The following is a 22566-nucleotide window of genomic DNA, read 5'->3' as shown; positions in this document are numbered from 1 at the left end:
AAATTACCATTTTTTGACGATTTCACGCAGTTCTTTTTCGTGTTTATTAACAAACCAGCCATAGTAATTTTCACGTGGGTATCGTCGGCCACTACGCGCATGTCTAACAGCGCGGGCTTCTGGATTACCTAAATTATAAAGTGTAGCTGTAATCCCCGGATTCTTTGAAATATCAAGCTTAGCTTTCTTTTTATAAGCATCAATGGATACACGAATAAGAGCAGCCATATAGCTTAGCGTCGTATTAGGATCCATAATTGTTTTGTAGACATCCTTAGCTTTATTTGCATTTAGCTTTTTATGTCTTGAAACGGATGAAACTTTATCTGTTAGTTTTAAAGCTGTGAGAGGGTTAAGTTGCCCTAAACCAAATGTTTGCCCTGCAAAAAAGGGTTGGAAAAATACCGCGCTAAATCGATCTTTCGGATATCGTTTTCCATCCACTTTTTTACCACGAAATTTCTTCTGCCAAACATTTTCACGGCAGGACCATAATGCATATGATCCTTTTATGTCTTTGCACTTTGCAAATTCTTCTCGATTGACAAAATCCATGACTTTTTCGCCATCATACTCAAAGGTAAAATTGTTTGTCGCATAGGCAATCGCTTTGACATAGTATGATTGAAAAGTGTCATAAACATCGACATTGAACGTATGCTCACCAACCAAGGCGCCAACAATATGTATTGGATCTATTTTGTAGGCCTTTGACACGCGTTTAATGCGATTTTGAAGATTACGATCTTTTTCGAGAAGCTTTTTTATCTTTTCATATTTTCGATCAAAACTGGTTTTCTTTGCAACGGTTCTATTTTTTGAACCAGAAGGAATGGCAGGTTGGCGCGATAGGCGATTGCCACTTGGCACCTCGCGAATAGATTTAGCCACAGAATATTGTGTAGCAAGCAGGCTGAAAAGCGCTGCAAAGATCAATATAATTCGCATATTTCTTGGCATCCCATAGCAACTTCGGCTTGTGCACCGGTTTTTATCGCTGATTTATAGAATGAATTTAGACAAATCTGTGTCCTGTGCAAGATCACCAACGTGTTTTCGTACATATTCCGCATCAATTTTAAGTGTTTCACCATTCATATCGGGTGCCTTGAATGAAATTTCATCTAAAACGCGCTCCATAACGGTCTGCAAACGTCGCGCACCGATGTTTTCAACCGTTGAATTTAGGTGAACAGCAACATCTGCGAGTGCTTCAATCGAATCATCAGTGAAATCGAGGTCCACATCTTCTGTTTTCATCAGCGCCACATATTGCTTGATGAGGCTCGCTTCTGGTTCAGTTAAAATACGGCGGAAATCATGTTTTTCAAGCGCACGCAATTCAACTCGAATTGGCAAACGACCCTGTAGTTCGGGTAAAAGATCAGATGGTTTTGCCACATGGAATGCACCTGATGCTATGAAAAGAATATGGTCGGTTTTAATCGGGCCATATTTCGTCGCAACGGTGGTTCCTTCAACGAGAGGTAAAAGATCGCGTTGAACACCTTCGCGAGATACTCCAACGCCTGAACCGCCATCTTTAGCCGCAATTTTATCTATTTCATCAATAAAAACAATGCCGTCATTTTGAGCAGAAGCGAGCGCTTCCTGTTGAATTTGTTCATCATCAATAAGTTTTTCAGCTTCATCATTGATAAGCTGCTCATATGATTCTTTAACAGACGTCTTTATTTTTTTTGTTTGACCGCCCATCGCTTTGCCAAACATCTCGCTAATATTCATGACACCAATATTTGCACCAGGCATGCCAGGGATTTCGAAGTTAGGCATATTGGATTGATTATCTGCGATTTCAATTTCAATTTCTTTATCGTCAATTTGCCCTTCGCGAAGTTTTTTGCGGAACGAATCTCGCGTCGCAGGTGAAGCAGTGTTTCCCACAAGTGCATCAAGCACGCGTTCTTCAGCGTTTACATGGGCTTTGGCTTTCACCTCGGCGCGCTTTTTCTCTTTGATGATGGAAATACCAGCTTCAATCAGATCACGGATGATTTGCTCAACATCTCGACCTACATAACCAACTTCAGTGAATTTTGTTGCTTCCACTTTGATAAATGGCGCGCCAGCGAGTTTAGCCAAACGGCGAGAAATTTCAGTTTTACCAACGCCGGTGGGTCCAATCATCAGGATATTTTTTGGCATCACTTCATCACGAAGGCTTTCAGGCAATTGTTGACGACGCCAGCGATTACGCATGGCAATAGCAACGGCGCGTTTTGCATCTTTCTGGCCGATAATATAGCGGTCGAGTTCTGATACGGTTTCACGTGGGGAAAAAGCTGTCATAAAATAAATGTCCAAATAATATAAATACTTAAGATAAATAAATGCGTCTTGAGGATTGCCTAATCACTTGTCTTAAGCGTTTCAACGACAAAATTGTGATTTGTGTATACACAGATATCGCCAGCGATTCCCATTGCTTTTCTGGCAATATCTTCTGCTGACATATCTGTGTCCATCAATGCCCTGGCGGCCGCATAGGCGTAGTTACCACCAGAGCCAATCGCCATTGTTCCATGTTCTGGTTCAAGTACATCACCGTTACCTGTGATTGCAAGTGTTACATCTTTATCTGCTACCAGCATCATGGCTTCCAGTTTGCGTAAATATCGATCTGTCCGCCAATCTTTGGCAAGCTCCACGGAGGCGCGCATCAATTGACCTGGATATTGTTCTAATTTTGCTTCTAGGCGTTCTAGAAGCGTAAATGCATCGGCTGTTGCGCCGGCAAAACCTGCAATAACATTACCATTTTTACCAATACGGCGCACTTTTCGTGCATTTCCCTTCATCACCGTTTGGCCAAGACTGACTTGTCCGTCGCCTGCCATTACAGCCACACCGTCTTTTTTGACAGTAATAATAGTTGTCGCATGCATTGTGCCAAAAGGGTTATGTTCACTCATATTCATTCCTAATTAGTGTGCTGTGCCGCCTATATCGGGCAAATTCGTGATCTTCTAAGCCTCTATGTAGGTCAAAAGAAACAAAAATCAAAAGCTAAACATCATCTATTCTTCGGATGCGTATGGAAATTTACATCTTTGCCTGTTATTTAGCACCTTAAGAATATGATTTTTAGATGCATTTATAACTTCATATATGCACATACGATATAAGATGTGAGAATTACTATGAGTAACAGGCTAGGTTCGGTTGATCGTAAAACCAACGAGACAGATATCTCAGTGACGGTGAAAATAGATGGCACAGGCCTATCAAACATCGAAACTGGTGTTGGATTTTTCGATCATATGCTTGAACAATTGTCTCGGCATTCTTTGATCGATATGGATATTCAGGCGGATGGTGATCTTCATATTGATGATCACCATACGGTTGAAGACGTAGGCATCGCAATTGGCCAGGCCATCTCAAAAGCACTTGGCGATCGTAAGGGTATTACCCGATATGCATCTCTTGATTTGGTTATGGATGAGACTATGACCAAAGCCGGTATTGATATTTCCGGTCGTCCATTTCTGGTGTGGGATGTTGATTTTTCATCTCCGAAGATTGGAACGTTTGATACCGAGCTTGTGCGCGAGTTTTTTCAGGCTCTTGCACAAAATTCAGGTATGACGTTGCATATTAACAACTATTACGGCGTTAATAATCACCATATTGCAGAAACTTGCTTTAAAGCAGTTGCTCGCGTGCTGCGAACAGCTTGCGAAATTGACCCACGGCAAAGTGATCGTGTGCCATCAACTAAGGGTTCATTAAACTAGGTTGTATTTTCAGGAATTAATCCATGAAGCATTTTACCGTTTTAGGCCAGCGACCTGGGATACAAAGCCAAGAGGACCTGTTTGCCATCCGTGATGGGTTTAGCTTTTTTGCTTTTATCGTGCCGCCTTTGTGGTTTTTATGGAGAGGCATGTGGCTTCACGCAGGAATAAGCTTAATGGCATTCTTAGTCGTCTCTCTTTTACCGCTCGATGCTTTGCAATTAGTTTTGAGTTTATTGATTGCATTTTGGGTGGGTTTTGAGGCGCGATTTTTCTATTTAGAATTTTTACAGAAGCAGGGATTGGTTGTTTTGGCACGTGTTTCGGCATTAAATTCTGAAATGGCACGAGATATATATCTTGCAGAGCAGCCAAAATCTCATATGAAAGTCGTAAATCCGATATTAAAGACAAAACCGTCCCCACAACAAGCCGATATGGTTTTCGGCAGAAATTAGGACCATAAATGAAAGTTGCAGTGATTGACTATGGGTCGGGTAATTTACGATCCGCTGTTAAGTCATTTGAGCGCGCTGTTCGTGAAGCTAATCTAAGAGCAGAAGTCATACTGACTAATCATGCGGAAGATGTTTTACATGCAGACCGCATTGTCTTGCCGGGTGTGGGGGCTTATGCCGATTGCCGCAAAGGCCTTGGTGCAGTTGACGGTATGGTCGAGGTGCTCAATGAAGTCGTTATCAAAAAAGCACGTCCGTTTTTTGGAATTTGTGTGGGCATGCAACTCATGTCAGATCGCGGCTTGGAAAAAACGACGACAGAAGGATTGGGCTGGATCTCTGGTGACGTGACCGAAATCGAGATTGATGACCCTGATCTTAAAATTCCGCAGATGGGTTGGAACACCATTAATCTCAAACGAGATCATGCGCTGTTTGAAGGCATTAAAACGGGTGATGGTGGTAAACATGCCTATTTTGTTCATTCCTATCATTTTAAGGCGGTAAATTCTGTCGATGTGCTTGCAACCACCAATTATGGTGGCGAAGTTACTGCAGTGATTGCTAAAGATAATATGGTGGGTACGCAATTCCATCCTGAAAAAAGTCAGGAACTTGGCTTGTCGCTTATTACGAATTTTTTGAAGTGGCAAATATAGAACTAGGAAAACATAAATGATTTTATTTCCGGCAATTGATCTTAAAGATGGTCAATGTGTACGTCTTAAACTTGGCGATATGGATCAGGCAACTATTTATAATGACAGTCCAGGCGCGCAAGCAAAAGCATTTGAGGATCAGGGATTTAGCTGGCTCCATGTTGTCGATCTAAATGGCGCATTCGCTGGTGAAGCCGTAAATGGCGCTGCGGTTGAAGAGATTTTGGCATCTACATGTAATCCTGTTCAGCTTGGTGGAGGTATCCGCAACCTCGATCACATTTCCAATTGGCTCCAAAAAGGTGTCAAACGTGTCATACTTGGTACAATAGCAGTTCGAGACCCAGATTTAGTAAAAAAAGCCTGTCGTGAATTCCCAGATCAAATTGCTATTGGAATTGACGCCAAAGGTGGAAAGGTTGCTGTTGAAGGCTGGGCCGAAGCATCCGAGCTTGGTATTGTGGAGTTGGCAAAAGAATTTGAGGATGCAGGTGTTGCAGCCATCATCTACACGGATATTGATCGTGATGGGATTTTAAAGGGTATTAATTGGGATTCCACACTGCACTTGGCAGAAGAAATTTCAATTCCTGTGATCGCGTCTGGTGGTTTGGCATCGATGGATGACATTAAAATGCTCGCGAGTGATAAGGCGAGAAAACTCGAGGGTGCTATTTCAGGCCGTGCGCTTTATGATGGCCGTATTGATCCTGATGAAGCGCTTGCGGTTTTAAGAGGATCAGATGCTTAAATCACGTATTATTCCGTGCCTTGATGTTAAAGACGGACGCGTCGTAAAAGGCGTCAACTTTGTGGATTTGATTGATGCTGGCGATCCGGTGGAAGCCGCAAAAGCTTACGATGCTGCCGGCGCCGATGAACTGTGTTTTCTGGATATTACTGCCTCATCTGGTAATCGCGACACAATTTTTGATGTGGTCGCAAAAACAGCCGATCATTGTTTTATGCCTCTCACTGTTGGCGGTGGTGTGCGAGAGGTTAAAGATATTCGCAAATTGCTTTTGTCTGGTGCGGATAAGGTTTCAATCAATACGGCCGCAGTCAATAATCCGGAATTTGTAGCAGAAGCTGCCGATAAATTTGGTAATCAATGTATTGTTGTTTCCATCGATGCAAAACGTGTTTCTAAAGATGGTGAAACAGACCGATGGGAAATTTTTACCCATGGTGGGCGTAATGAAACCGGTATTAATGCGGTGGATTTTGCCATTGAGATGACAGAGTTAGGTGCAGGTGAGTTACTTGTGACATCTATGGATCGTGATGGGGCTAAAATCGGGTATGACCTAGGTCTAACCCGTACCATTGCTGATGCGACCTCAGTGCCGGTTATTGCATCTGGTGGCGTAGGTAATCTCGATCATTTGGTTGAGGGTATCCGTGATGGGCATGCGACAGCTGTACTTGCAGCTTCGATATTCCATTTTGGTACCTATACAATCGGTGAGGCAAAACAATATATGGCTGACAACGGTTTGGCAGTTCGCCTCGACTAGCCTTATCTTGACTAATGAAACAATCCATACCATTTAGGTATGATGACGGGGACATTTGAATAAAGGGAGCGGTTCAAATGACAGATTTTGTTCTTTCTGATCTCGAAACGATCGTTGCAAGTCGCGCTGCGGCTTCGCCGGATGAGTCTTGGACGGCAAAACTTATTTCCCAAGGTCAGGAAAAAGCTAGCAAAAAACTAGGTGAAGAAGCGGTTGAAACTGTTATTGCGGCGATGAAAAATGATCGCGGTGAACTGGTATCAGAATCTGCCGATCTCCTATTTCACTTACTTGTTGTGTTGAAAATTGCCGATATTCCATTGGATGATGTTATGGCTGAATTGGCAAAACGAACGGGCCAGTCGGGTATTGATGAAAAAGCTTCGCGTGCCAATGGATGATACGTCGGTAGATATCGATCATTTGGGTCACGATAAATATTCGCCTTTTTTAAAATTCAGTGCTGACCAATGGTCAGATTTTCGTGCTGATACCCCTCTCACATTAAGTGAAGAGGAAGTAAGGCGCCTGAGATCGCTTAATGATCCCGTTGATCTCAATGAAATCCGAAAAATTTACCTGTCTTTATCGCGCATGTTGTCTGCTCATGTTGAGAAGACCCAGAGTCTATTTGCTCAACGGCAACATTTTCTAGATATGGAAGGTGCCATTCAGGCTCCTTTTGTCATTGGGATTGGTGGATCTGTCGCGGTAGGTAAATCTACAACCGCGCGTGTCTTGCGAGAGCTTCTGAGCCGTTGGCCATCGCATCCAAAAGTTGATTTGGTGACAACGGATGGGTTCCTTTATCCAAATGCCTATTTAAAAGAGCATGATCTGATGGCAAGAAAAGGATTTCCAGATAGTTATGACATCGGTGCACTTTTGCGGTTCCTCGCTGCAATTAAGTCTGGAAAACCAAAGGTAAAAGCACCTCTTTACTCGCACATGTCATATGATGTTTTGCCGGATAAATACCAATTAATAGAAAAGCCGGATATCCTCATATTTGAAGGAATTAATGTCCTTCAAGTTCGGGAACTACCATCTCACGGGCGAGTGGTGCCATTTGTCTCAGATTTTTTTGATTTCTCGATTTATATCGACGCTGAAGAGGATAAAATCGAAGAATGGTATATCGAACGTTTTATGCGTTTAAGAGACACAGCATTTAAAGATCCAAAATCTTTCTTTCACCGTTATGTTGAAATTGGTGATAAAGACGCTTTGAAAATAGCTAATGATCTGTGGCAAAATATCAATCTTAAAAATCTTTATGAAAATATCCTGCCGACACGGCCACGTGCGGATTTGATCCTACGAAAAGGTGATGATCATCTCATCGAAGAAGTTTTTCTTCGCAGATTGTAGTAGATGTTCTCGATCTGACTTAATCGATAATTAAGAGCAAGATACTACCATGTGAGCACTTAGTGCTAAATGGTTGGTTTTGCTTATGATGTTACAAAATAAAGCTCAAATGATTTATATGCCTACGCGGGAAGAGTTTGGCGTGCAAATATTTGAATTCAGAGAGCATTTTTTATCCAGTATTTCCAAAACAAAACCTGTAATTATGCTCATGCTCGCATATTGGGGTATTGGGTTTGTCTATTTAGGTTATTTTGAAAAGCTTGCCGGACAACATTTCTTTATTTATCTTGAGACACTTCTTCCGTTAGTGGTCGTTGTTCTACCTACTTTTTTTATACTTAGCGCAACCCTTGGTGCCGTTAGGCGTGGTAAACATCGCTCGCGTTGGGCACTGAAACGGACGTTTTCCAATCAGAACATCGCAAATTTCTTTGTTGGTGTCGTTTTGATGATCCTGCTTTGTATGTTTATGGGAATGTATACCGCAATTAAAACCAGTTTTGCAGATTTACAGGGCTTTCAGCATGATATTTGGCAAGCCGATTTAGATAAATTACTATTTTTTGGTAGTGACCCTTGGCGTATTATGTTTGATTCAATTCATAGTATAGCGCTACAAAAGTTCGTTGAAATCAATTACAATATGTACTGGCATATTCAAGTTTTTGCGATCATTGCTCTTGCAGCATATGCAGATTCTCGCAGTGAAATGAAGGTTAGATATCTTTCTTCCATTGTTTGGGTTTGGGTAATCGTGGGAACAATATTTGCTGGGTTATTTATATCTGCGGGACCTGCTTTTTATGGTCTTGTTACCGGTGATGAGATGCGTTTTGGAGAGCAGTTAGCAATACTTGCTCAGCATGAACAGAGCAGCGCTATCAGATATCAAGCTTATCTTTGGAGTGCTTATGCCAGCACGACACCTAGTCTAGGTACAGGTATATCCGCATTTCCCAGCATGCATGTTTCGCTTGTGTGTATGAATGTTTTCTTTGCATTTGAGATCAATCGTAAACTCGGATTTATCGCGCTAATTTATGCGCTCTTTGTTTGGGTTAGCTCCGTTTACTTGGCATGGCATTATGCAATTGACGGGCTTGCAGGGGCACTCTTGGTCGCCGTAATTTATTATTCAACACGTCGTTTTATGAAGAAAGCATCTGGCTGATTATTTAAGTTTGGGTTACCCGCCGCAGGGTGAGATTAATCCGGCCACCGTTTTTAAGAAGCGGTGATGTATCAGGATAAATCTTATCGACACCATGGAAACAAAGACGAGATTCTCCACCAAGAACAACAACATCACCGCTATGGAGCTTAAAGCTTTTGGTTTGACCTCCGCGCGTTGTTTGACCGATGCGGAATTGACATGTGTCGCCCAATGATATTGAAAGCACTGGCGCTTCTAGATTATTTTCATCATTGTCCTGATGCAGCCCCATGCGCGCTGATGTATCGTAAAAATTGATAAGACAAGCTTCAGGTGAATATTCAACGCCAGATAATTCTCGCCAGATTTGCATAAGCTGATCAGGTATTTTGGGCCAGGGCTTGCTGGTTTTAGGGTGATTGGGCTGGTAGCGATAGCCAGATTGTTCATCAGAAACCCAACCCAGCTCTCCACAATTGGTCATGCGAACAGAGAAGGGTTTACCAGTTTTCGGCATTTCTGGCCGATATAACGGGGCTTGTTTGACGATCTCGCGGATAACATCAACAAGTTCGCGCTGCGTAGAAATATTGAGATGGTTTGGAATATGAGAAAAGCCTTTGGGAAGAACTTGCATTTAACTGGCTTCTCCCCAAAGGTTTATTTGGTACGGTAATCTTAATGACCGGTCTCGCAGAGACTAGTCTAGCGCTGGAATGCGCAATACTTGACCGGGATAGATAAGATCAGGATCTGATAACATCGGTTTATTAGCTTCAAATATAACAGTGTACTTGCCACCTTTGCCTTTGCCATAGGCAGCTTCAGCTACTTTCCAAAGATTGTCGCCTTTTTGAACAGTGTGAAAAGTTGGTTCAGCTGCTGCTGGTGCATCAGCAACTTTTAGTTCAGCCGCTTCAACCTTTGAAATACCTAAAGTGTTGCCAACAGCAAGAATGGCTTTTTCGAAAACAGATTGATCTTCAACATTGCCTTCAAGCACAACAGTATCGCCTTTAACGACAACCTTAACATCATCGGTACCTAACTTATGCGATGCGAGTTCCTTTTCAACAGCTTCTGCCACTGGTGGTTCATCATCAACAAGGCCTAGTTTTTTACCCGCAGATTTTACAAAATCAAAAAAGCTCATGGAATTCTCCCCTATTATTACGATTTTAACTATTGATAGTAGATTTATAACTGATTGCGAAGTCTTTTATGTGACCCGCGTGATTTTGGTTTAATCATCACTGACACTCCCGCGCATCTTCTTGATGCCAGAACGGTTAGATTTAGCTTTGAGACGTCGTTCTACTGAGCCACGTGTGGGTTTTGTTTTTCGCCGCGGTGGTGGCAATGGTTTGCTGGCTTCTAGCAAGATTTCTTTGAGGCGCTCGCGCGCATCTTCCCGATTTCGTTCTTGCGAGCGGTGTTTTGTTGCTTCAAGTACGAGAACACCATCTTTATTGAGACGCCGCCCTGCAATCTTAACGGTACGATTTTTCACAAATGGAGGTACAGAGGGTGAGTTCTTAAGATCAAAGCGCAACTGAACGGATGTCGCAACTTTATTGACATTTTGCCCACCAGGGCCTGCAGAGTGAATGAAAGACTCAACTATTTCCCATGGCTCAATGGTAATCTTATCGCTGACATAAAGTGCTCGTTGCGCCAAAACCTATCCTTTAGTGATATTGTTAAATACAATATAAACGAAACCCGCCGATTGAAAACCGGCGGGTTTGTAACATTATACACAATTGACTGGAGGAGGCTTACTCGGCAGCGATACGGATGCCCGGGGCAGCATCGCGCACAGTACCATCGACATGGTCTTCAAATTTGTCAAAGTTCGAAACAAACATATCAACAAGTCCTGAGGCCATTTTATCGTATGCTTCTTTGTCATTCCATGTAGAGCGAGGGTCAAGGATTTGAGTGTCAACACCTTCCACTGAAACCGGGACTTGGAAACCAAAATTGTCGTCTGGGCGGTAGTCAGCCTCATTTAATGACCCATCAAGTGCTGCGGTTAGAAGGGCACGTGTTGCTTTAATCGGCATACGCTCACCAACGCCATAAGCGCCTCCGGTCCAGCCTGTATTGACCAACCAGCAATTTACACCATGCTCGGCGATAAGTTTGCGCAAAAGATTACCGTAAACTGTTGGGTGACGTGGCATAAATGGTGCACCAAAACAGGTTGAGAATGTTGCTTCTGGTTCCGTAACACCTTTTTCTGTACCAGCTACTTTTGCAGTGTAACCGGATAGGAAGTGATACATGGCTTGATCTGGTGTTAATTTCGCAATTGGTGGCATAACACCAAATGCATCAGCCGTTAGCATGATAATGTTTTTTGGGTGTTTTGCTTTGCCTGTATCACTTGCATTTGGAATAAAATGTAGCGGGTAAGCACAGCGTGTGTTTTCAGTCAGCGATCCATCGTCAAAATCGGGGACGCGATTTTCATCTAAAACTACATTTTCAAGCACAGTGCCGAAGCGCTCTGTTGTGCTGAAAATTTCCGGCTCTGCTTCTTTGGAAAGACGAATGGTTTTTGCATAACAGCCACCTTCGAAATTAAAGATACCATCTTCACCCCAACCATGCTCGTCGTCACCAACAAGTGTGCGCGCAGGGTCGGCAGAAAGAGTTGTTTTACCTGTGCCAGATAGGCCAAAGAAAACAGCAGCATCGCCATCCTTGCCCACATTGGCTGAACAATGCATCGGCATCACACCTTTTTGTGGAAGCAAGTAGTTAAGCATTGTGAAGACAGATTTTTTCATCTCGCCAGCATATGATGTACCACCAATAAGAACGATCCTTTTGGCAATATTGATCGCTATAACTGTTTCAGAACGACAACCATGTCGTTCTTTGTCCGCACGGAAACTTGGAAGGTCAATAACCGTCATTTTTGCTGTAAAATCTGCAAGTTCACTTCGCTCGGGACGAATAAGAAGATTACGGATAAACAGTGAATGCCATGCAAATTCAGTCACCACACGTGTTGGCAATGCATTTTCTTTGTCTGCACCTCCAACAAGGTCCTGAACGAACAGATCACGACCTTCTGCATGAGAAATCATGTCATCATAAAGATTTTCAAAATGTTCCGGTGACATGGCTTTGTTATTATCCCACCAGATTTGATCTTCCGTTGTTGCATCACGAACTGTAAATTTGTCAGCGGCAGAGCGACCAGTATGTTGACCGGTGATTGCGCGCAGAGCACCATGAGCGGTCAAAGTTGCTTCTTTGCGTTGGAGGGCTTTTTCATAAAGCTCGCCCTCAGTAAGGTTATAATAGATCGAAGAAATGGATGTTAATCCACACTGATCTAAACCAAACTGTTTATTGCGAGTACCAAATTCCTGTTGCATAGCAGGAGCCTTTCCAGAGATAAAATGACATTTAAATATTTGGCTATAAATAATTAAAAATTTTAAATTGGCAAGTGAAAAAAGTTGAAAAATCAATAAAAACAAATATTTAATCGATTTAAAAAACTGTCACAATTTTTCAAACGATTTAAAATTAGTCTTTGAAAAGATTATGGTTATCGGACCATTTATAGGAATATTAAAAGTTAAATGAATGTTTGTTTTGATAAAATTTGAGCTTTGCCACAATTTGTTCTCTTTTTATCCGCAAGAGAGATGGTAAGCGTAACCGTATGTGGTAAAAACGAGCAAATCAGGAGAAATCCATGCAAACCATTGCCTTAGTGGATGATGATAAAAATATTTTGACTTCTGTTTCCATCGCGCTGGAAACAGAAGGTTATAAAGTTGAAACATATACAGATGGTGCATCAGCGCTGGATGGGTTGCTTGCGAGGCCTCCGCAGTTAGCTGTTTTTGATATTAAAATGCCAAGAATGGATGGAATGGAGCTTCTACGTCGGTTTCGTCAAAAATCTGACGTACCTGTTATTTTTTTGACATCAAAAGACGAAGAAATTGATGAATTGTTCGGTTTAAAGATGGGTGCAGATGATTTTATAAAGAAGCCATTTTCCCAAAGACTACTTGTCGAGCGGGTTAAAGCCATTCTTCGCCGTGCGGCAAATAGAGAAGCTGGCGCGTCTGCGAAGGCGGATGGTTCTCAGCAGAAGAATTTGGAGCGCGGACATCTTTCGATGGATCAAGAGCGGCATATTTGCTCTTGGAAAGATCAAGTCGTTACGCTCACGGTAACAGAATTTCTTATCCTCTTGTCCCTTGCTCAACGTCCAGGTGTCGTTAAAAGCCGTGACTCTTTGATGGACGCCGCTTATGATGATCAGGTCTATGTGGATGACCGGACCATTGATAGCCACATCAAGCGTTTACGTAAAAAATTCAAGATGGTCGATAATGATTTTAATATGATTGAGACACTATATGGTGTCGGATATCGCTTTAAAGAAGCATAAGCTGTCGTTAGTTTGGGTGACGTGTCTGATAATAACAAACCAAGTGAAGATTTGGACGAGTCAAATCCTTTGAGTAGGCAGGTTGCTCGCACCCAAGCTGGTGAGACCAAGGTTACCCAAGACCAAGAGAACCAAGGGTTTTCAAGTCGAGGGTTTACGCATCCTTTTACCTATTTAAGACGTATTTTTGGCGGAATTTTGTTTTCAAGTATTGCCCGTCGAATATTGTTCTTAAATCTCTTGGCGCTTTTAGTACTTGTATCGGGTATATTATACCTGAACCAATTCCGTGAAGGCCTTATTGATGCGCGCGTCGAAAGCCTTCTCACCCAAGGCGAGATTATCTCTGGTGCGATTGCAGCATCTGCAAGTGTTGAAACGGATTCCATAACGATTGATCCGCAAAAGCTTCTGGAATTGCAAGCGGGGCAAAGTGTATCTCCATCTGTTTCAGATGATTTAGCATTTCCATTCGATCCAAAAGTGATTGCGCCAGTTTTACGTCGTGTCATATCACCCACGAGAACGCGTGCCCGTATTTATGATCAAGATGCTAGTCTTTTGTTAGATTCGCGTTTCTTATATACCAGCGGACAGGTCTTGAAATTTGACCTCGATGCACCAGATTCAGATGATTTTCAGATCTATGATTCAATTTCACGCCTTTTTAATCAGCTACTTCAACCTGGCGGACTTTCCGTCTATCGCGAAGCACCCGGTGCCGATGGAACAATTTACCCTGAAGTAATGAGTGCGTTAACTGGTGGACGCAGTGCGGTGGTGCGTGTTACCGAAGCGGGCGAGCTTATTGTATCAGTGGCCGTACCTGTTCAGAGATTTCGCGCCGTGTTAGGCGTTCTCTTATTATCAACACAAGCGGGCGATATCGATAAAATTGTTCATGCTGAACGGATGGCGATTTTCCGCGTATTTGGCGTGGCGGCGCTTGTAACAATTGTGTTGTCTTTAATTTTGGCAAGCACGATTGCAACACCACTACGTCGTTTATCGGCAGCTGCAATTCGCGTGCGCCGCGGTGTCAAGGCAAGAGAAGAAATCCCTGATTTTTCTGCACGGCAAGATGAAATTGGTAATCTATCAACTGCATTACGAGATATGACTACTGCTCTTTACGACCGTATTGAGGCTATTGAGAGCTTTGCCGCAGATGTTAGCCATGAACTAAAAAATCCACTCACGTCATTGCGAAGCGCTGTTGAAACACTACCGCTGGCAAAAAAACAAGAATCACAAAAACGCCTTCTAGACGTCATCGAGCATGATGTTATGCGTCTTGACCGATTGATAACGGACATTTCTGATGCGTCACGTCTGGATGCTGAGCTTGCTCGTGATGATTCAGAGTTGGTAGAATTAGTAAAACTTCTATCAGATATCGTTGATCTGTCATTGCAGATGGACAGAGGTAAAAAAGTTGATATCACATTTGATATTAAAGAAGGGGCCAAGGATTCAGAATATAAAGTCTTGGGTCATGAATTACGGCTCGGGCAAGTGATTACAAATTTGATTGAAAATGCCCGAAGCTTTGTTCCAGAAGACCATGGCCGCATTCATATTGAATTATCAATAGAGAATGATGCCTGCATTATAAAAGTGAAAGACAATGGGCCAGGTATTCAAATCGAAGATATTAATCGTGTTTTCGAACGTTTTTATACTGATCGACCTGCGGATGAAGATTTTGGACAGAACTCCGGTCTGGGTCTGTCAATCAGTCGGCAAATTATAGAAGCTCATGGTGGCACCATTGATGTTGAAAATTTGGCGACTTCTTCGAACAATGAAGAATCAGGTGCTTGTTTCGTAATCTCTCTTCCTTTGATGCAGTAACGTCCTCAACTTTGATAAGTTTCAGTAAAGTTGCATCGAATAGTAGAGGTTCTTAGCGTTTTTAGGATTGAACTCTTTTTTTCGCTTGAACTTATATCAAACCTGTTGAAGATAGGTTTAAATTGGAAAAACTGTTGCTATCCACAGGAGTATGGGAAAGCATGATTGGTTTGGTGCTTGTCACTCACGGAAATTTGGCAGATGAATTTCGAAATGCGCTTGAGCATGTTGTCGGCCGGCAAACTGCATTTGAAACCATATGTATAGGTCCAGATGACGATATGGATTTGCGCCGTCGGGACATTATCGATGCGACAGCTAAAGCTGATCAAGGCAAAGGCGTTATCATTTTGACAGATATGTTTGGTGGAACTCCATCTAACCTTTCAATTTCTGTCATGGATGAAAGTGGGAAAATTGAAGTTATTGCAGGTGTAAACTTGCCAATGCTGATTAAGCTTGCCCGAATTCGCGAAGATGATGATATGGAAAAATCACTTTCTGAGGCCCAGGATGCAGGGCGTAAATACATTAATGTTGCCAGTGGGTTGCTCAATAAAAAATGACTTCTGTAAATTCGTCTGAACTTTCTCGTATTCTCGACATTACGAATAAACGAGGTTTGCATGCACGTGCATCCCACCGTTTTGTGCAAGTTGTTGAAAAATTTGATGCCACTGTGAGTGTTTCGAAAGATAATATGAAGGTTGGCGGTGATGAGATTATGGAATTACTCATGCTAGCTGCCAGCCCAGGATGTTCTATCCTTGTTGAAGCTTCCGGACCAGAGGCTGTAAACGTCCTTGATGCACTGGAAGAACTTGTTACAAGTAAATTCGGTGAGTCTGAATAGTTACCATAACGATATAAACATTTCTTTATATGTTTCTTGCTACAAATCCAAATTGTTGATAAATGAATTTAAAAAGGGCGAGTGTTTCTCCCCTTTAGCAATTTGATAAGCCCTTGGAGACCATCATGTCAGATTATATTGTAGCAGATATTTCGTTAGCCGATTTCGGCCGGACAGAAATAGACATCGCAGAAACCGAAATGCCGGGCCTTATGGCTTCCCGTGAAGAGTTTGGCGAAAGCCAGCCACTTAAAGGTGCTCGTATTTGTGGCTCGCTCCACATGACCATTCAAACAGCAGTTTTAATTGAAACTTTAACAGCGCTAGGTGCAGATGTTCGTTGGGTTTCTTGTAATATCTTTTCAACACAAGATCATGCTGCGGCTGCAATTGCAGCAACTGGTGTTCCTGTTTTTGCTGTTAAAGGTGAGACGCTAGAAGAATATTGGACATACACAGACCGTATGTTCCAGTGGCCAGATGGCGAACCTTGCAACATGATTCTGGATGATGGTGGTGATGCCACAATGTACATCCTTCTTGGTGCGCGTGCAGAAGCTGGTGAAGATGTCTTGTCGAACCCAGGCTCGGAAGAAGAAGAAGTTCTTTTTGCTCAAATCAAAAAACGTATGGCTCAATCACCTGGTTTCTTTGCCAAGCAACGTGACGCCATCAAAGGTGTGACAGAAGAAACAACAACTGGTGTGAATCGTCTTTATCAATTACAAAAAGCCGATCAATTGCCATTCCCTGCAATTAACGTGAATGACTCGGTGACAAAATCAAAATTCGATAACAAATACGGTTGTAAAGAATCATTGGTTGATGGCATTCGTCGAGCAACAGATGTGATGATGGCTGGTAAAGTTGCTGTTGTTTGTGGCTATGGTGATGTGGGTAAAGGCTCCGCCGCTTCGTTAAGTGGTGCTGGCGCACGTGTTAAAGTCACAGAAGTTGACCCAATTTGTGCATTGCAAGCCGCAATGGATGGATTTGAAGTTGTTCAACTTGAGGATGTGGTTTCATCAGCGGATATATTCATCACGACAACAGGCAATAAGGATATCATCAAAGTTGATCACATGCGTGAGATGAAAGATATGGCCATCGTTGGTAATATCGGTCACTTTGATAACGAGATTGAAGTTGCTGATCTGAAGAATTTCAAATGGAACAATGTTAAGCCACAAGTCGATATGATCGAATTTCCAAAAGGAAATCGTATGATCTTACTGTCAGAAGGTCGCCTCTTGAACCTCGGTAATGCAACGGGTCATCCATCATTTGTAATGTCAGCTTCATTTACCAACCAGGTACTAGCTCAAATCGAGCTTTATACGAAAGGTGATGAGTATAAGAACGAAGTTTATGTTCTTCCAAAACGTCTTGATGAGCATGTAGCTCGTCTTCACTTGGCGAAACTAAATGCAAAACTAAGTGAACTATCTGAAGAACAAGCCGATTATATTGGCGTCAAAACAGATGGTCCATACAAGCCAGAACACTACAGATATTAATTTTTAACTTTGTATACACAACATATTGTGGCCGCGCTCTTGACTCTTCGGGCGCGGCTTCTTTTTTCTCGGTTTCCCCTTCACGCTGATTCCCAATAGGGTTATATTTTACAAAGATGATTCGATTTGCGTCGTGGTGGTTTGCAAAATGGATCGGCGTTGTCTTATCAGATTGAGCGGCTACAAGGATCAGGACATGCCGGGTGAAAACTCGATACGGGAAACATTAACTGGCATATACCCATGTTATTTGTCTGGGTTGAAGTTGTTTGGGCACAAAGTGCTTAGATCTTCGAAATTACTCTCGCTTTCTTGTTCAGCGTTAATTTCACTCCCTACTATTGCCTGTGCGCAGGACGCAGCTATTCAAGCGATGAGCTTTGGCGCTTCACCAAAAGATATTCTTTATTTCTCGATGGTTATCGGCGCCATTACGGCAACGATGATTTCTGCTGTTTGGTTGATCCGCGAACGCAGCAAAGTAGACACTGAAAACACAGAATTGCGCGCGAAACTGCGTGATATGCAGGCGATTAAAGGGCGATATAATTCGCTCATTGTAGATTCTGGCCAAAAAGTTGTAATTTGGGAATCAAAAGACAAACCAACGGAAATGCTGGGTTCATTACCAGCTGAGTTGAGCATTCCTTCATCTGAGCGAGAATTTTTAAAGTTCGAACGTTGGCTCGATGTCCAATCGGCGACGAAACTTGATCTAAGTTTAGAAAAGCTCAGACATGATGCGGAAAGTTTTGATATTGTTATTGAAACCATTCGCGGTGATATGCTTGAGGTCCAAGGCCGAGTGTCGGGTGTGTGCGCATTTTTGCGATTTGTACCGCTCGGCGATGTTCGCGCAAAACAAGCATCATTAGTGTCTGAGCGTGATCGCCTGGTTGGTGCGCTCGAAACTTTCCAGAACCTACTTGATGTTATCGAAATGCCTGTTTGGATGCGCGGTTCCGATGGTAAGCTTCAATGGGTTAACGAAGCATTTGCACATGCAACAGAAGCTAAAAGCCGACAAGATGTGCTTGATCGTGGTTTGGAGCTATTAGGTGTACAGGCACGCGAAAACATTAAATCAAATTCAACTCCGGAACGTCCGTTCTATGATAAGCTTTCAACTGTTGTTCGTGGCGAGCGCCGTTTCTTTGAAGTTGCAGATTCAAAAAGCCCATCAGGGTCGGCAGGTCTTGCTGTCGACATAACAGCGGAAGAAGATATTCGCAGCGAACTTGAGAATACGCTTCAAGGTCATGTTGATTTAATTAATAACCTGTCGACACCAGTTGCAATTTTTGACAGGCAGCAGCAACTGCAATTTTATAATCAGGCATTCCAAAAACTATGGGATTTGGGAACGGACTTCCTCGCCGACAATCCTGATAACAATGCTTTCTTTGAACGTTTACGCGCAGATAGCAAGTTGCCGGATCAGCCGGGATGGAAAGAATGGAAGGCTGAGATGCTTTCTATTTATCATTCTGCAGACCCACAACAACATTTGTGGCATCTACCAGACGGTCAAACGGTGCATGTGCTTGCCAATGCAAATCCGCAAGGTGGCACAATTTGGGTATTTGAAAACCTTACGGAAAAAGTTGACCTGGAAACCAGATATAACAGATTACAGCAAGTTCAGGGCCAAACGATTGATCATCTAGCTGAAGGTGTTTGCGTATTTGCGTCAGACGGTACACTTGCCCTTTCAAATCCAGCCTTCCGGGCTCTATGGGCGCTAACTGAAGATCAAGTCAGTCAGGGCACACATATTAAGTCGATTGTTCCCGAGTGTGAAAAATCTTATCAAGGAACAGATGGCTGGCGTCACTTTGCTGAGATTATTACCAGTCTTGATGATCAGAGAGTGATTGTTGAAGGTCGGTTAGAGCTGGCTACCGGACTTATTCTTGATTATGCGCTTGTTCCCGTGACCGGTGGTCTTACTATGCTCACATTTGTTAACATGTCGGACAGCGTCCGCGCTGAACGTATGTTAACAGAAAAAAATGATGCTCTCATAAAGGCTGAATCGCTTAAAAATGATTTCGTGCAGCATGTATCTTATGAGCTTCGTTCACCGTTAACCAACATCATGGGCTTTACAGATCTTGTTCGCACACCAGAAATTGGTGTTCTCAATGAACGCCAGTCTGAATATCTTGATCACATCGCGACTTCGTCATCAGTCCTTCTAACAATTGTGAATGATATATTGGATCTTGCAACGGTTGATGCTGGTATCATGAAGCTTGATATTCAAAATGTTGAGATCACTGATTTAGTGGAGCGAACGCAGCGCCAAGTCGCTGACCGTATGAAGGAAAACCTACTTACGCTTAATGTGGACCTGGTCAATGCACCGGACCTTGTTAGAGGTGATTTCCAACGGTTAAAGCAGATCCTCGTAAAGTTGTTAGGTAATGCAGCAAGCGCGTCTCCGAAAGGATCGAATGTTGACCTGGTCGTTTATGCCGATGAAGATAGAGTTGTTTTCAAAGTCACCGATAATGGTGCTGGTATTCCTGCTGAGGATGTAGAGCGTATTTTTGCAAGGTTTGAATCGAAAGGCCAAAATGGGCAACGCGGTGGTGCAGGTCTTGGCCTATCAATTGTTCAGAGTTTTGTTGGATTGCATCACGGAGATGTGCACATTGACAGCATTTTGGGTGAAGGTACGACGGTGATTTGCACGTTGCCGCTTAATTGCGAAAACGTTGTGAGCCAAACTGCGTAGGCGGGTGATTTGGCTACGTCATCACAAACTCTCACTATAAAACTTGAAAATTTGGATGCAACGCAAAGATTTGCCGAAGATTTAGCTCTCATCGTCAAAAAAGAGGACTGTATTTGCCTCACAGGTGATTTGGGTGCTGGCAAAACAACACTTGTGCGAGCTACCATTCGAGCGGTGGCGGATGATCTAAATTTGGAAGTCCCTAGTCCGACTTTTACCCTCGTTCAACAATATGACTTGCGTATACCTATTGGTCATATCGATCTTTATCGTGCTAGCGACCCGGATGAAATTTTTGAATTTGGATTGGATGAGATACTAACAAATGGTGCAGCATTCATTGAATGGCCTGAAATTGTTGAAGACGAACTCCCAAAAAGTAGAATTTCTTTCAATATAACCGGCTTGGATAGTGTTCGAGATATAGAAATTTCTGGACCGGAAGATTTCATGATGCGTTTGGATAGAACGCAAAAAATCCGCCGGTTTTTAGATAATAATGGATATCAAACGGCGCATCGTGCGCATCTTCAAGGAGATGCATCATATAGGCATTATGAGCGGATCTCGGTGGATGGGTTAGAGAGCTTAATTCTGATGAATTCACCAAAAATTTCTGGTAGCCCAATTTTGAGAGATGGCCTGACTTATTATGATTTGGCTCATCTTGCGCAGGATATCATTCCGTTTATTAGGATCGCAAATTATCTACAATCCATCGGATTAAGAACGCCGAAACTATATGAGACAGATCTCGAAGAGGGGTTTCTTCTCCTTGAGGATCTGGGTGATGATAAACCAGTAGATATACAGAATATTCCGTATACGGAACGATATATCGCGGCAATAGATGTACTTGCCCATCTTCACGGGCAGGACATTCCGTCTATTTTAACAGATGACGCCATGGAGCCCTACTCCATTCCGAAATATGATGCGGATGTTATGGAATTGGAGATAAGCCTTCTTGTTGATTGGTATTGGGAATTTAAAACCGGATCAATCATTGAGCCGCAACAGTCAGATGTATATTTTCAAATCTGGCGTGAGCTAATTCATCGTATGAAATCAGCAGAAACATCGCTTGTTCTTAGAGATTATCATTCGCCTAATATAATTTGGCAATCTGGAGAAAGTGGCCTTGCGCAAGTTGGGTTGATTGATTTTCAAGACGCACAAATTGGGCCTGCCGCTTATGATGTCGCATCTCTTGCCCAAGACGCGCGCGTCGTTGTTTCGGAAGAGTTAGAGACACAATTGCTAGATCGGTATAAATCTCTTCGATTGGACCAAAGGCATAATTTTGATCCCGTGCAATTTGATGAAGCTTATAAAATTATGGCAGCCCAACGTGCCTGCAAAATCCTTGGAATTTTCGTTCGAATGAATAAACGCGACGGAAAATCAGAGTATCTTACGCTTATCCCACAAATTGAGCGTTATTTAATACGGACAATGGCACATTCCGTGCTTAAACCCTTGCAAAAGTGGTTTGATGAGGCTGATCTCTTCAGACGCTAAACACAACGGATATCAATTTTGAAAACTGCAATGATCTTGGCTGCTGGTTTGGGGAACCGTATGCGGCCTTTAACTGATAAGACCCCAAAGCCACTTGTTGAAGTTAATGGAAAAGCCCTTTTGCAATATTCGCTAGATGCAGCGAAAGAAGCGGGTATTGAGAGCTTAGTCATAAATGTACACCATCTTGCAGATCAGGTTGAAAATTATCTGAAAAATCAAGACAATTTTAATGTTACCATTTCAGATGAGCGTGATGAGTTGCTTGATTCTGGCGGTGGTATCGCTAATGCATTGCCGTTTATCTCAGATGATGAATTCGTACTTTTGAATGCAGATACATTTTGGTTGGATGACCAAGCAGAAAACCAGTCAAATCTCTCGGCACTAATATCGGTTTTTGACGAGAGCAGAATGGACATTCTGATCATGTGCGTACCGATATCCCGTACAACTGGACATACGGGCAAAGGTGACTTCAAAATAGATAGTCAAGGTAAGTTAGAGCGTTATAAAGGCGTGGAAAATGACCCGCTGATTCATGCAGGTGTCGCTATCTTACATAGGCGGATATTTGACGGCATCTCCGACAAGAAATTCTCTATCAATCGTTGTTTTGATACCGCAATTTCGCATGGTAGGCTGTTTGGTCACATTATGCATGGATCTTGGTTGACCGTTGGTACGGTGGATGCAATTCATGAAGCGGAAGCAGCAATTAAACGCATTGGCTAGG

23 protein-coding genes are annotated in these 22566 nt (G+C 42.7%); 16 read left to right on the top strand and 7 right to left on the bottom strand.

All coding sequences use genetic code 11. The annotated features are described in order from the left end of the window. Positions 1-3 precede the first annotated feature (3 nt). Genes AB2J24_RS14160 through hslV form a run of 3 tightly spaced genes read right to left on the bottom strand, consistent with a single transcriptional unit; the run spans position 4 to position 2933 of the window. A complete protein-coding gene (locus AB2J24_RS14160) occupies positions 4-948 on the bottom strand; it encodes a DUF1402 family protein (RefSeq protein WP_367385921.1) in 945 nt (314 codons plus the stop codon). Positions 949-1002: 54 nt separating this feature from the next. Next, entirely contained in the window at positions 1003-2310 is a 1308-nt protein-coding gene (gene hslU, locus AB2J24_RS14155) for an ATP-dependent protease ATPase subunit HslU (RefSeq protein ID WP_162654595.1), read from the bottom strand. Between the two features lie 59 nt (positions 2311-2369). After that, on the bottom strand, positions 2370-2933 hold the full coding sequence (gene hslV / locus AB2J24_RS14150) for an ATP-dependent protease subunit HslV (protein ID WP_162654594.1): 564 nt from the start codon (positions 2931-2933) through the stop codon (positions 2370-2372). Between the two features lie 228 nt (positions 2934-3161). Between hslV and hisB the strand changes: the two genes are divergently transcribed. The 8 genes from hisB (at position 3162) to AB2J24_RS14110 (ending at position 8937) form a co-directional block, all read left to right on the top strand. Further along, positions 3162-3758 carry an imidazoleglycerol-phosphate dehydratase HisB gene (gene hisB, locus AB2J24_RS14145; protein ID WP_420883659.1) on the top strand — a complete coding sequence of 199 codons (597 nt, stop codon included), beginning with the start codon at positions 3162-3164 and terminating at the stop codon, positions 3756-3758. Between the two features lie 23 nt (positions 3759-3781). Then, entirely contained in the window at positions 3782-4216 is a 435-nt protein-coding gene (locus AB2J24_RS14140) for a DUF2628 domain-containing protein (protein ID WP_367385920.1), read from the top strand. Positions 4217-4224: 8 nt separating this feature from the next. Next, positions 4225-4875, top strand: coding sequence for an imidazole glycerol phosphate synthase subunit HisH (gene hisH / locus AB2J24_RS14135; RefSeq protein WP_367385919.1), 651 nt, complete (start codon positions 4225-4227; stop codon positions 4873-4875). 16 nt (positions 4876-4891) lie between these two features. Then, on the top strand, positions 4892-5626 hold the full coding sequence (hisA, locus tag AB2J24_RS14130) for a 1-(5-phosphoribosyl)-5-[(5-phosphoribosylamino)methylideneamino]imidazole-4-carboxamide isomerase (protein ID WP_367385918.1): 735 nt from the start codon (positions 4892-4894) through the stop codon (positions 5624-5626). Then, on the top strand, positions 5619-6392 hold the full coding sequence (gene hisF, locus AB2J24_RS14125) for an imidazole glycerol phosphate synthase subunit HisF (RefSeq protein ID WP_367385917.1): 774 nt from the start codon (positions 5619-5621) through the stop codon (positions 6390-6392). The genes hisA and hisF overlap by 8 nt, the downstream gene beginning before the upstream one ends. 77 nt (positions 6393-6469) lie before the next feature. After that, the gene (locus AB2J24_RS14120) at positions 6470-6793 is read left to right on the top strand and encodes a phosphoribosyl-ATP diphosphatase (RefSeq protein WP_367385916.1); all 324 of its coding nucleotides are present in this window, start codon (positions 6470-6472) and stop codon (positions 6791-6793) included. Further along, positions 6786-7763: a type I pantothenate kinase gene (gene coaA, locus AB2J24_RS14115; RefSeq protein ID WP_367386007.1), complete on the top strand. Its 978-nt coding sequence runs from the start codon at positions 6786-6788 to the stop codon at positions 7761-7763. The genes AB2J24_RS14120 and coaA overlap by 8 nt, the downstream gene beginning before the upstream one ends. An 85-nt stretch (positions 7764-7848) precedes the next feature. Continuing rightward, positions 7849-8937 (top strand): phosphatase PAP2 family protein, encoded by a 1089-nt coding sequence (locus AB2J24_RS14110; RefSeq protein ID WP_367385915.1) that lies wholly within the window; start codon positions 7849-7851, stop codon positions 8935-8937. A 4-nt stretch (positions 8938-8941) separates the two neighbouring features. On the opposite strand, the gene AB2J24_RS14105 is transcribed toward AB2J24_RS14110, so the two are convergent. The 4 genes from AB2J24_RS14105 to AB2J24_RS14090 form a co-directional block, all read right to left on the bottom strand. Then, entirely contained in the window at positions 8942-9556 is a 615-nt protein-coding gene (locus tag AB2J24_RS14105; RefSeq protein ID WP_367385914.1) for an alpha-ketoglutarate-dependent dioxygenase AlkB, read from the bottom strand. A gap of 63 nt (positions 9557-9619) precedes the next feature. Continuing rightward, a complete protein-coding gene (gene lysM, locus AB2J24_RS14100) occupies positions 9620-10072 on the bottom strand; it encodes a peptidoglycan-binding protein LysM (RefSeq protein ID WP_162654584.1) in 453 nt (150 codons plus the stop codon). 90 nt (positions 10073-10162) lie between these two features. After that, on the bottom strand, positions 10163-10597 hold the full coding sequence (gene arfB, locus AB2J24_RS14095) for an alternative ribosome rescue aminoacyl-tRNA hydrolase ArfB (RefSeq protein ID WP_367385913.1): 435 nt from the start codon (positions 10595-10597) through the stop codon (positions 10163-10165). A 100-nt stretch (positions 10598-10697) separates the two neighbouring features. Then, positions 10698-12311 carry a phosphoenolpyruvate carboxykinase gene (locus tag AB2J24_RS14090; RefSeq protein ID WP_367385912.1) on the bottom strand — a complete coding sequence of 538 codons (1614 nt, stop codon included), beginning with the start codon at positions 12309-12311 and terminating at the stop codon, positions 10698-10700. A gap of 326 nt (positions 12312-12637) precedes the next feature. Between AB2J24_RS14090 and AB2J24_RS14085 the strand changes: the two genes are divergently transcribed. From AB2J24_RS14085 to AB2J24_RS14050, 8 genes are all read left to right on the top strand, one after another. Beyond that, positions 12638-13345 carry a response regulator transcription factor gene (locus AB2J24_RS14085; protein WP_162654581.1) on the top strand — a complete coding sequence of 236 codons (708 nt, stop codon included), beginning with the start codon at positions 12638-12640 and terminating at the stop codon, positions 13343-13345. Positions 13346-13528: 183 nt separating this feature from the next. Continuing rightward, positions 13529-15199, top strand: coding sequence for a stimulus-sensing domain-containing protein (locus tag AB2J24_RS14080; RefSeq protein ID WP_367386006.1), 1671 nt, complete (start codon positions 13529-13531; stop codon positions 15197-15199). Between the two features lie 161 nt (positions 15200-15360). Beyond that, positions 15361-15765, top strand: a complete 405-nt coding sequence (locus AB2J24_RS14075; protein ID WP_367386005.1) for a PTS sugar transporter subunit IIA — start codon at positions 15361-15363, stop codon at positions 15763-15765. Then, positions 15762-16052, top strand: coding sequence for an HPr family phosphocarrier protein (locus AB2J24_RS14070; RefSeq protein ID WP_162654580.1), 291 nt, complete (start codon positions 15762-15764; stop codon positions 16050-16052). Before AB2J24_RS14075 ends, AB2J24_RS14070 begins: the two co-directional genes overlap by 4 nt. Before the next feature lie 125 nt (positions 16053-16177). After that, the gene (gene ahcY, locus AB2J24_RS14065) at positions 16178-17569 is read left to right on the top strand and encodes an adenosylhomocysteinase (protein WP_162654579.1); all 1392 of its coding nucleotides are present in this window, start codon (positions 16178-16180) and stop codon (positions 17567-17569) included. A gap of 148 nt (positions 17570-17717) precedes the next feature. Beyond that, positions 17718-20309 carry a sensor histidine kinase gene (locus AB2J24_RS14060; RefSeq protein WP_367385911.1) on the top strand — a complete coding sequence of 864 codons (2592 nt, stop codon included), beginning with the start codon at positions 17718-17720 and terminating at the stop codon, positions 20307-20309. Positions 20310-20318: 9 nt separating this feature from the next. After that, positions 20319-21830, top strand: a complete 1512-nt coding sequence (tsaE, locus tag AB2J24_RS14055) for a tRNA (adenosine(37)-N6)-threonylcarbamoyltransferase complex ATPase subunit type 1 TsaE (protein WP_367385910.1) — start codon at positions 20319-20321, stop codon at positions 21828-21830. A gap of 18 nt (positions 21831-21848) precedes the next feature. Next, complete coding sequence (locus tag AB2J24_RS14050; protein ID WP_367385909.1) at positions 21849-22565, top strand: nucleotidyltransferase family protein; 717 nt, start codon at positions 21849-21851, stop codon at positions 22563-22565. Position 22566 lies beyond the last annotated feature (1 nt).

This window comes from Lentilitoribacter sp. EG35 (assembly GCF_040784015.1).
Lineage (GTDB): Bacteria > Pseudomonadota > Alphaproteobacteria > Rhizobiales > Rhizobiaceae > Lentilitoribacter.
The sequence above is the reverse complement of the archived record's forward strand: the minus strand, read 5'-3'. Positions and strand labels throughout refer to the sequence as shown.

What these genes read in the sequence shown, in the direction of transcription:
- coaA (WP_367386007.1), top strand. Translation starts at nt 6,786, where the DNA reads ATGGATGATACGTCGGTAGATATCGATCATTTGGGTCACGATAAATAT.
- lysM (WP_162654584.1), bottom strand. Translation starts at nt 10,072, where the DNA reads ATGAGCTTTTTTGATTTTGTAAAATCTGCGGGTAAAAAACTAGGCCTT.
- hisF (WP_367385917.1), top strand. Translation starts at nt 5,619, where the DNA reads ATGCTTAAATCACGTATTATTCCGTGCCTTGATGTTAAAGACGGACGC.
- hisH (WP_367385919.1), top strand. Translation starts at nt 4,225, where the DNA reads ATGAAAGTTGCAGTGATTGACTATGGGTCGGGTAATTTACGATCCGCT.
- hisB (WP_420883659.1), top strand. Translation starts at nt 3,162, where the DNA reads ATGAGTAACAGGCTAGGTTCGGTTGATCGTAAAACCAACGAGACAGAT.
- AB2J24_RS14110 (WP_367385915.1), top strand. Translation starts at nt 7,849, where the DNA reads ATGATGTTACAAAATAAAGCTCAAATGATTTATATGCCTACGCGGGAA.
- AB2J24_RS14070 (WP_162654580.1), top strand. Translation starts at nt 15,762, where the DNA reads ATGACTTCTGTAAATTCGTCTGAACTTTCTCGTATTCTCGACATTACG.
- hslV (WP_162654594.1), bottom strand. Translation starts at nt 2,933, where the DNA reads ATGAGTGAACATAACCCTTTTGGCACAATGCATGCGACAACTATTATT.
- ahcY (WP_162654579.1), top strand. Translation starts at nt 16,178, where the DNA reads ATGTCAGATTATATTGTAGCAGATATTTCGTTAGCCGATTTCGGCCGG.
- AB2J24_RS14120 (WP_367385916.1), top strand. Translation starts at nt 6,470, where the DNA reads ATGACAGATTTTGTTCTTTCTGATCTCGAAACGATCGTTGCAAGTCGC.
- hslU (WP_162654595.1), bottom strand. Translation starts at nt 2,310, where the DNA reads ATGACAGCTTTTTCCCCACGTGAAACCGTATCAGAACTCGACCGCTAT.
- AB2J24_RS14090 (WP_367385912.1), bottom strand. Translation starts at nt 12,311, where the DNA reads ATGCAACAGGAATTTGGTACTCGCAATAAACAGTTTGGTTTAGATCAG.
- AB2J24_RS14140 (WP_367385920.1), top strand. Translation starts at nt 3,782, where the DNA reads ATGAAGCATTTTACCGTTTTAGGCCAGCGACCTGGGATACAAAGCCAA.
- AB2J24_RS14105 (WP_367385914.1), bottom strand. Translation starts at nt 9,556, where the DNA reads ATGCAAGTTCTTCCCAAAGGCTTTTCTCATATTCCAAACCATCTCAAT.
- hisA (WP_367385918.1), top strand. Translation starts at nt 4,892, where the DNA reads ATGATTTTATTTCCGGCAATTGATCTTAAAGATGGTCAATGTGTACGT.
- AB2J24_RS14060 (WP_367385911.1), top strand. Translation starts at nt 17,718, where the DNA reads ATGGATCGGCGTTGTCTTATCAGATTGAGCGGCTACAAGGATCAGGAC.
- AB2J24_RS14075 (WP_367386005.1), top strand. Translation starts at nt 15,361, where the DNA reads ATGATTGGTTTGGTGCTTGTCACTCACGGAAATTTGGCAGATGAATTT.
- AB2J24_RS14160 (WP_367385921.1), bottom strand. Translation starts at nt 948, where the DNA reads ATGCGAATTATATTGATCTTTGCAGCGCTTTTCAGCCTGCTTGCTACA.
- AB2J24_RS14085 (WP_162654581.1), top strand. Translation starts at nt 12,638, where the DNA reads ATGCAAACCATTGCCTTAGTGGATGATGATAAAAATATTTTGACTTCT.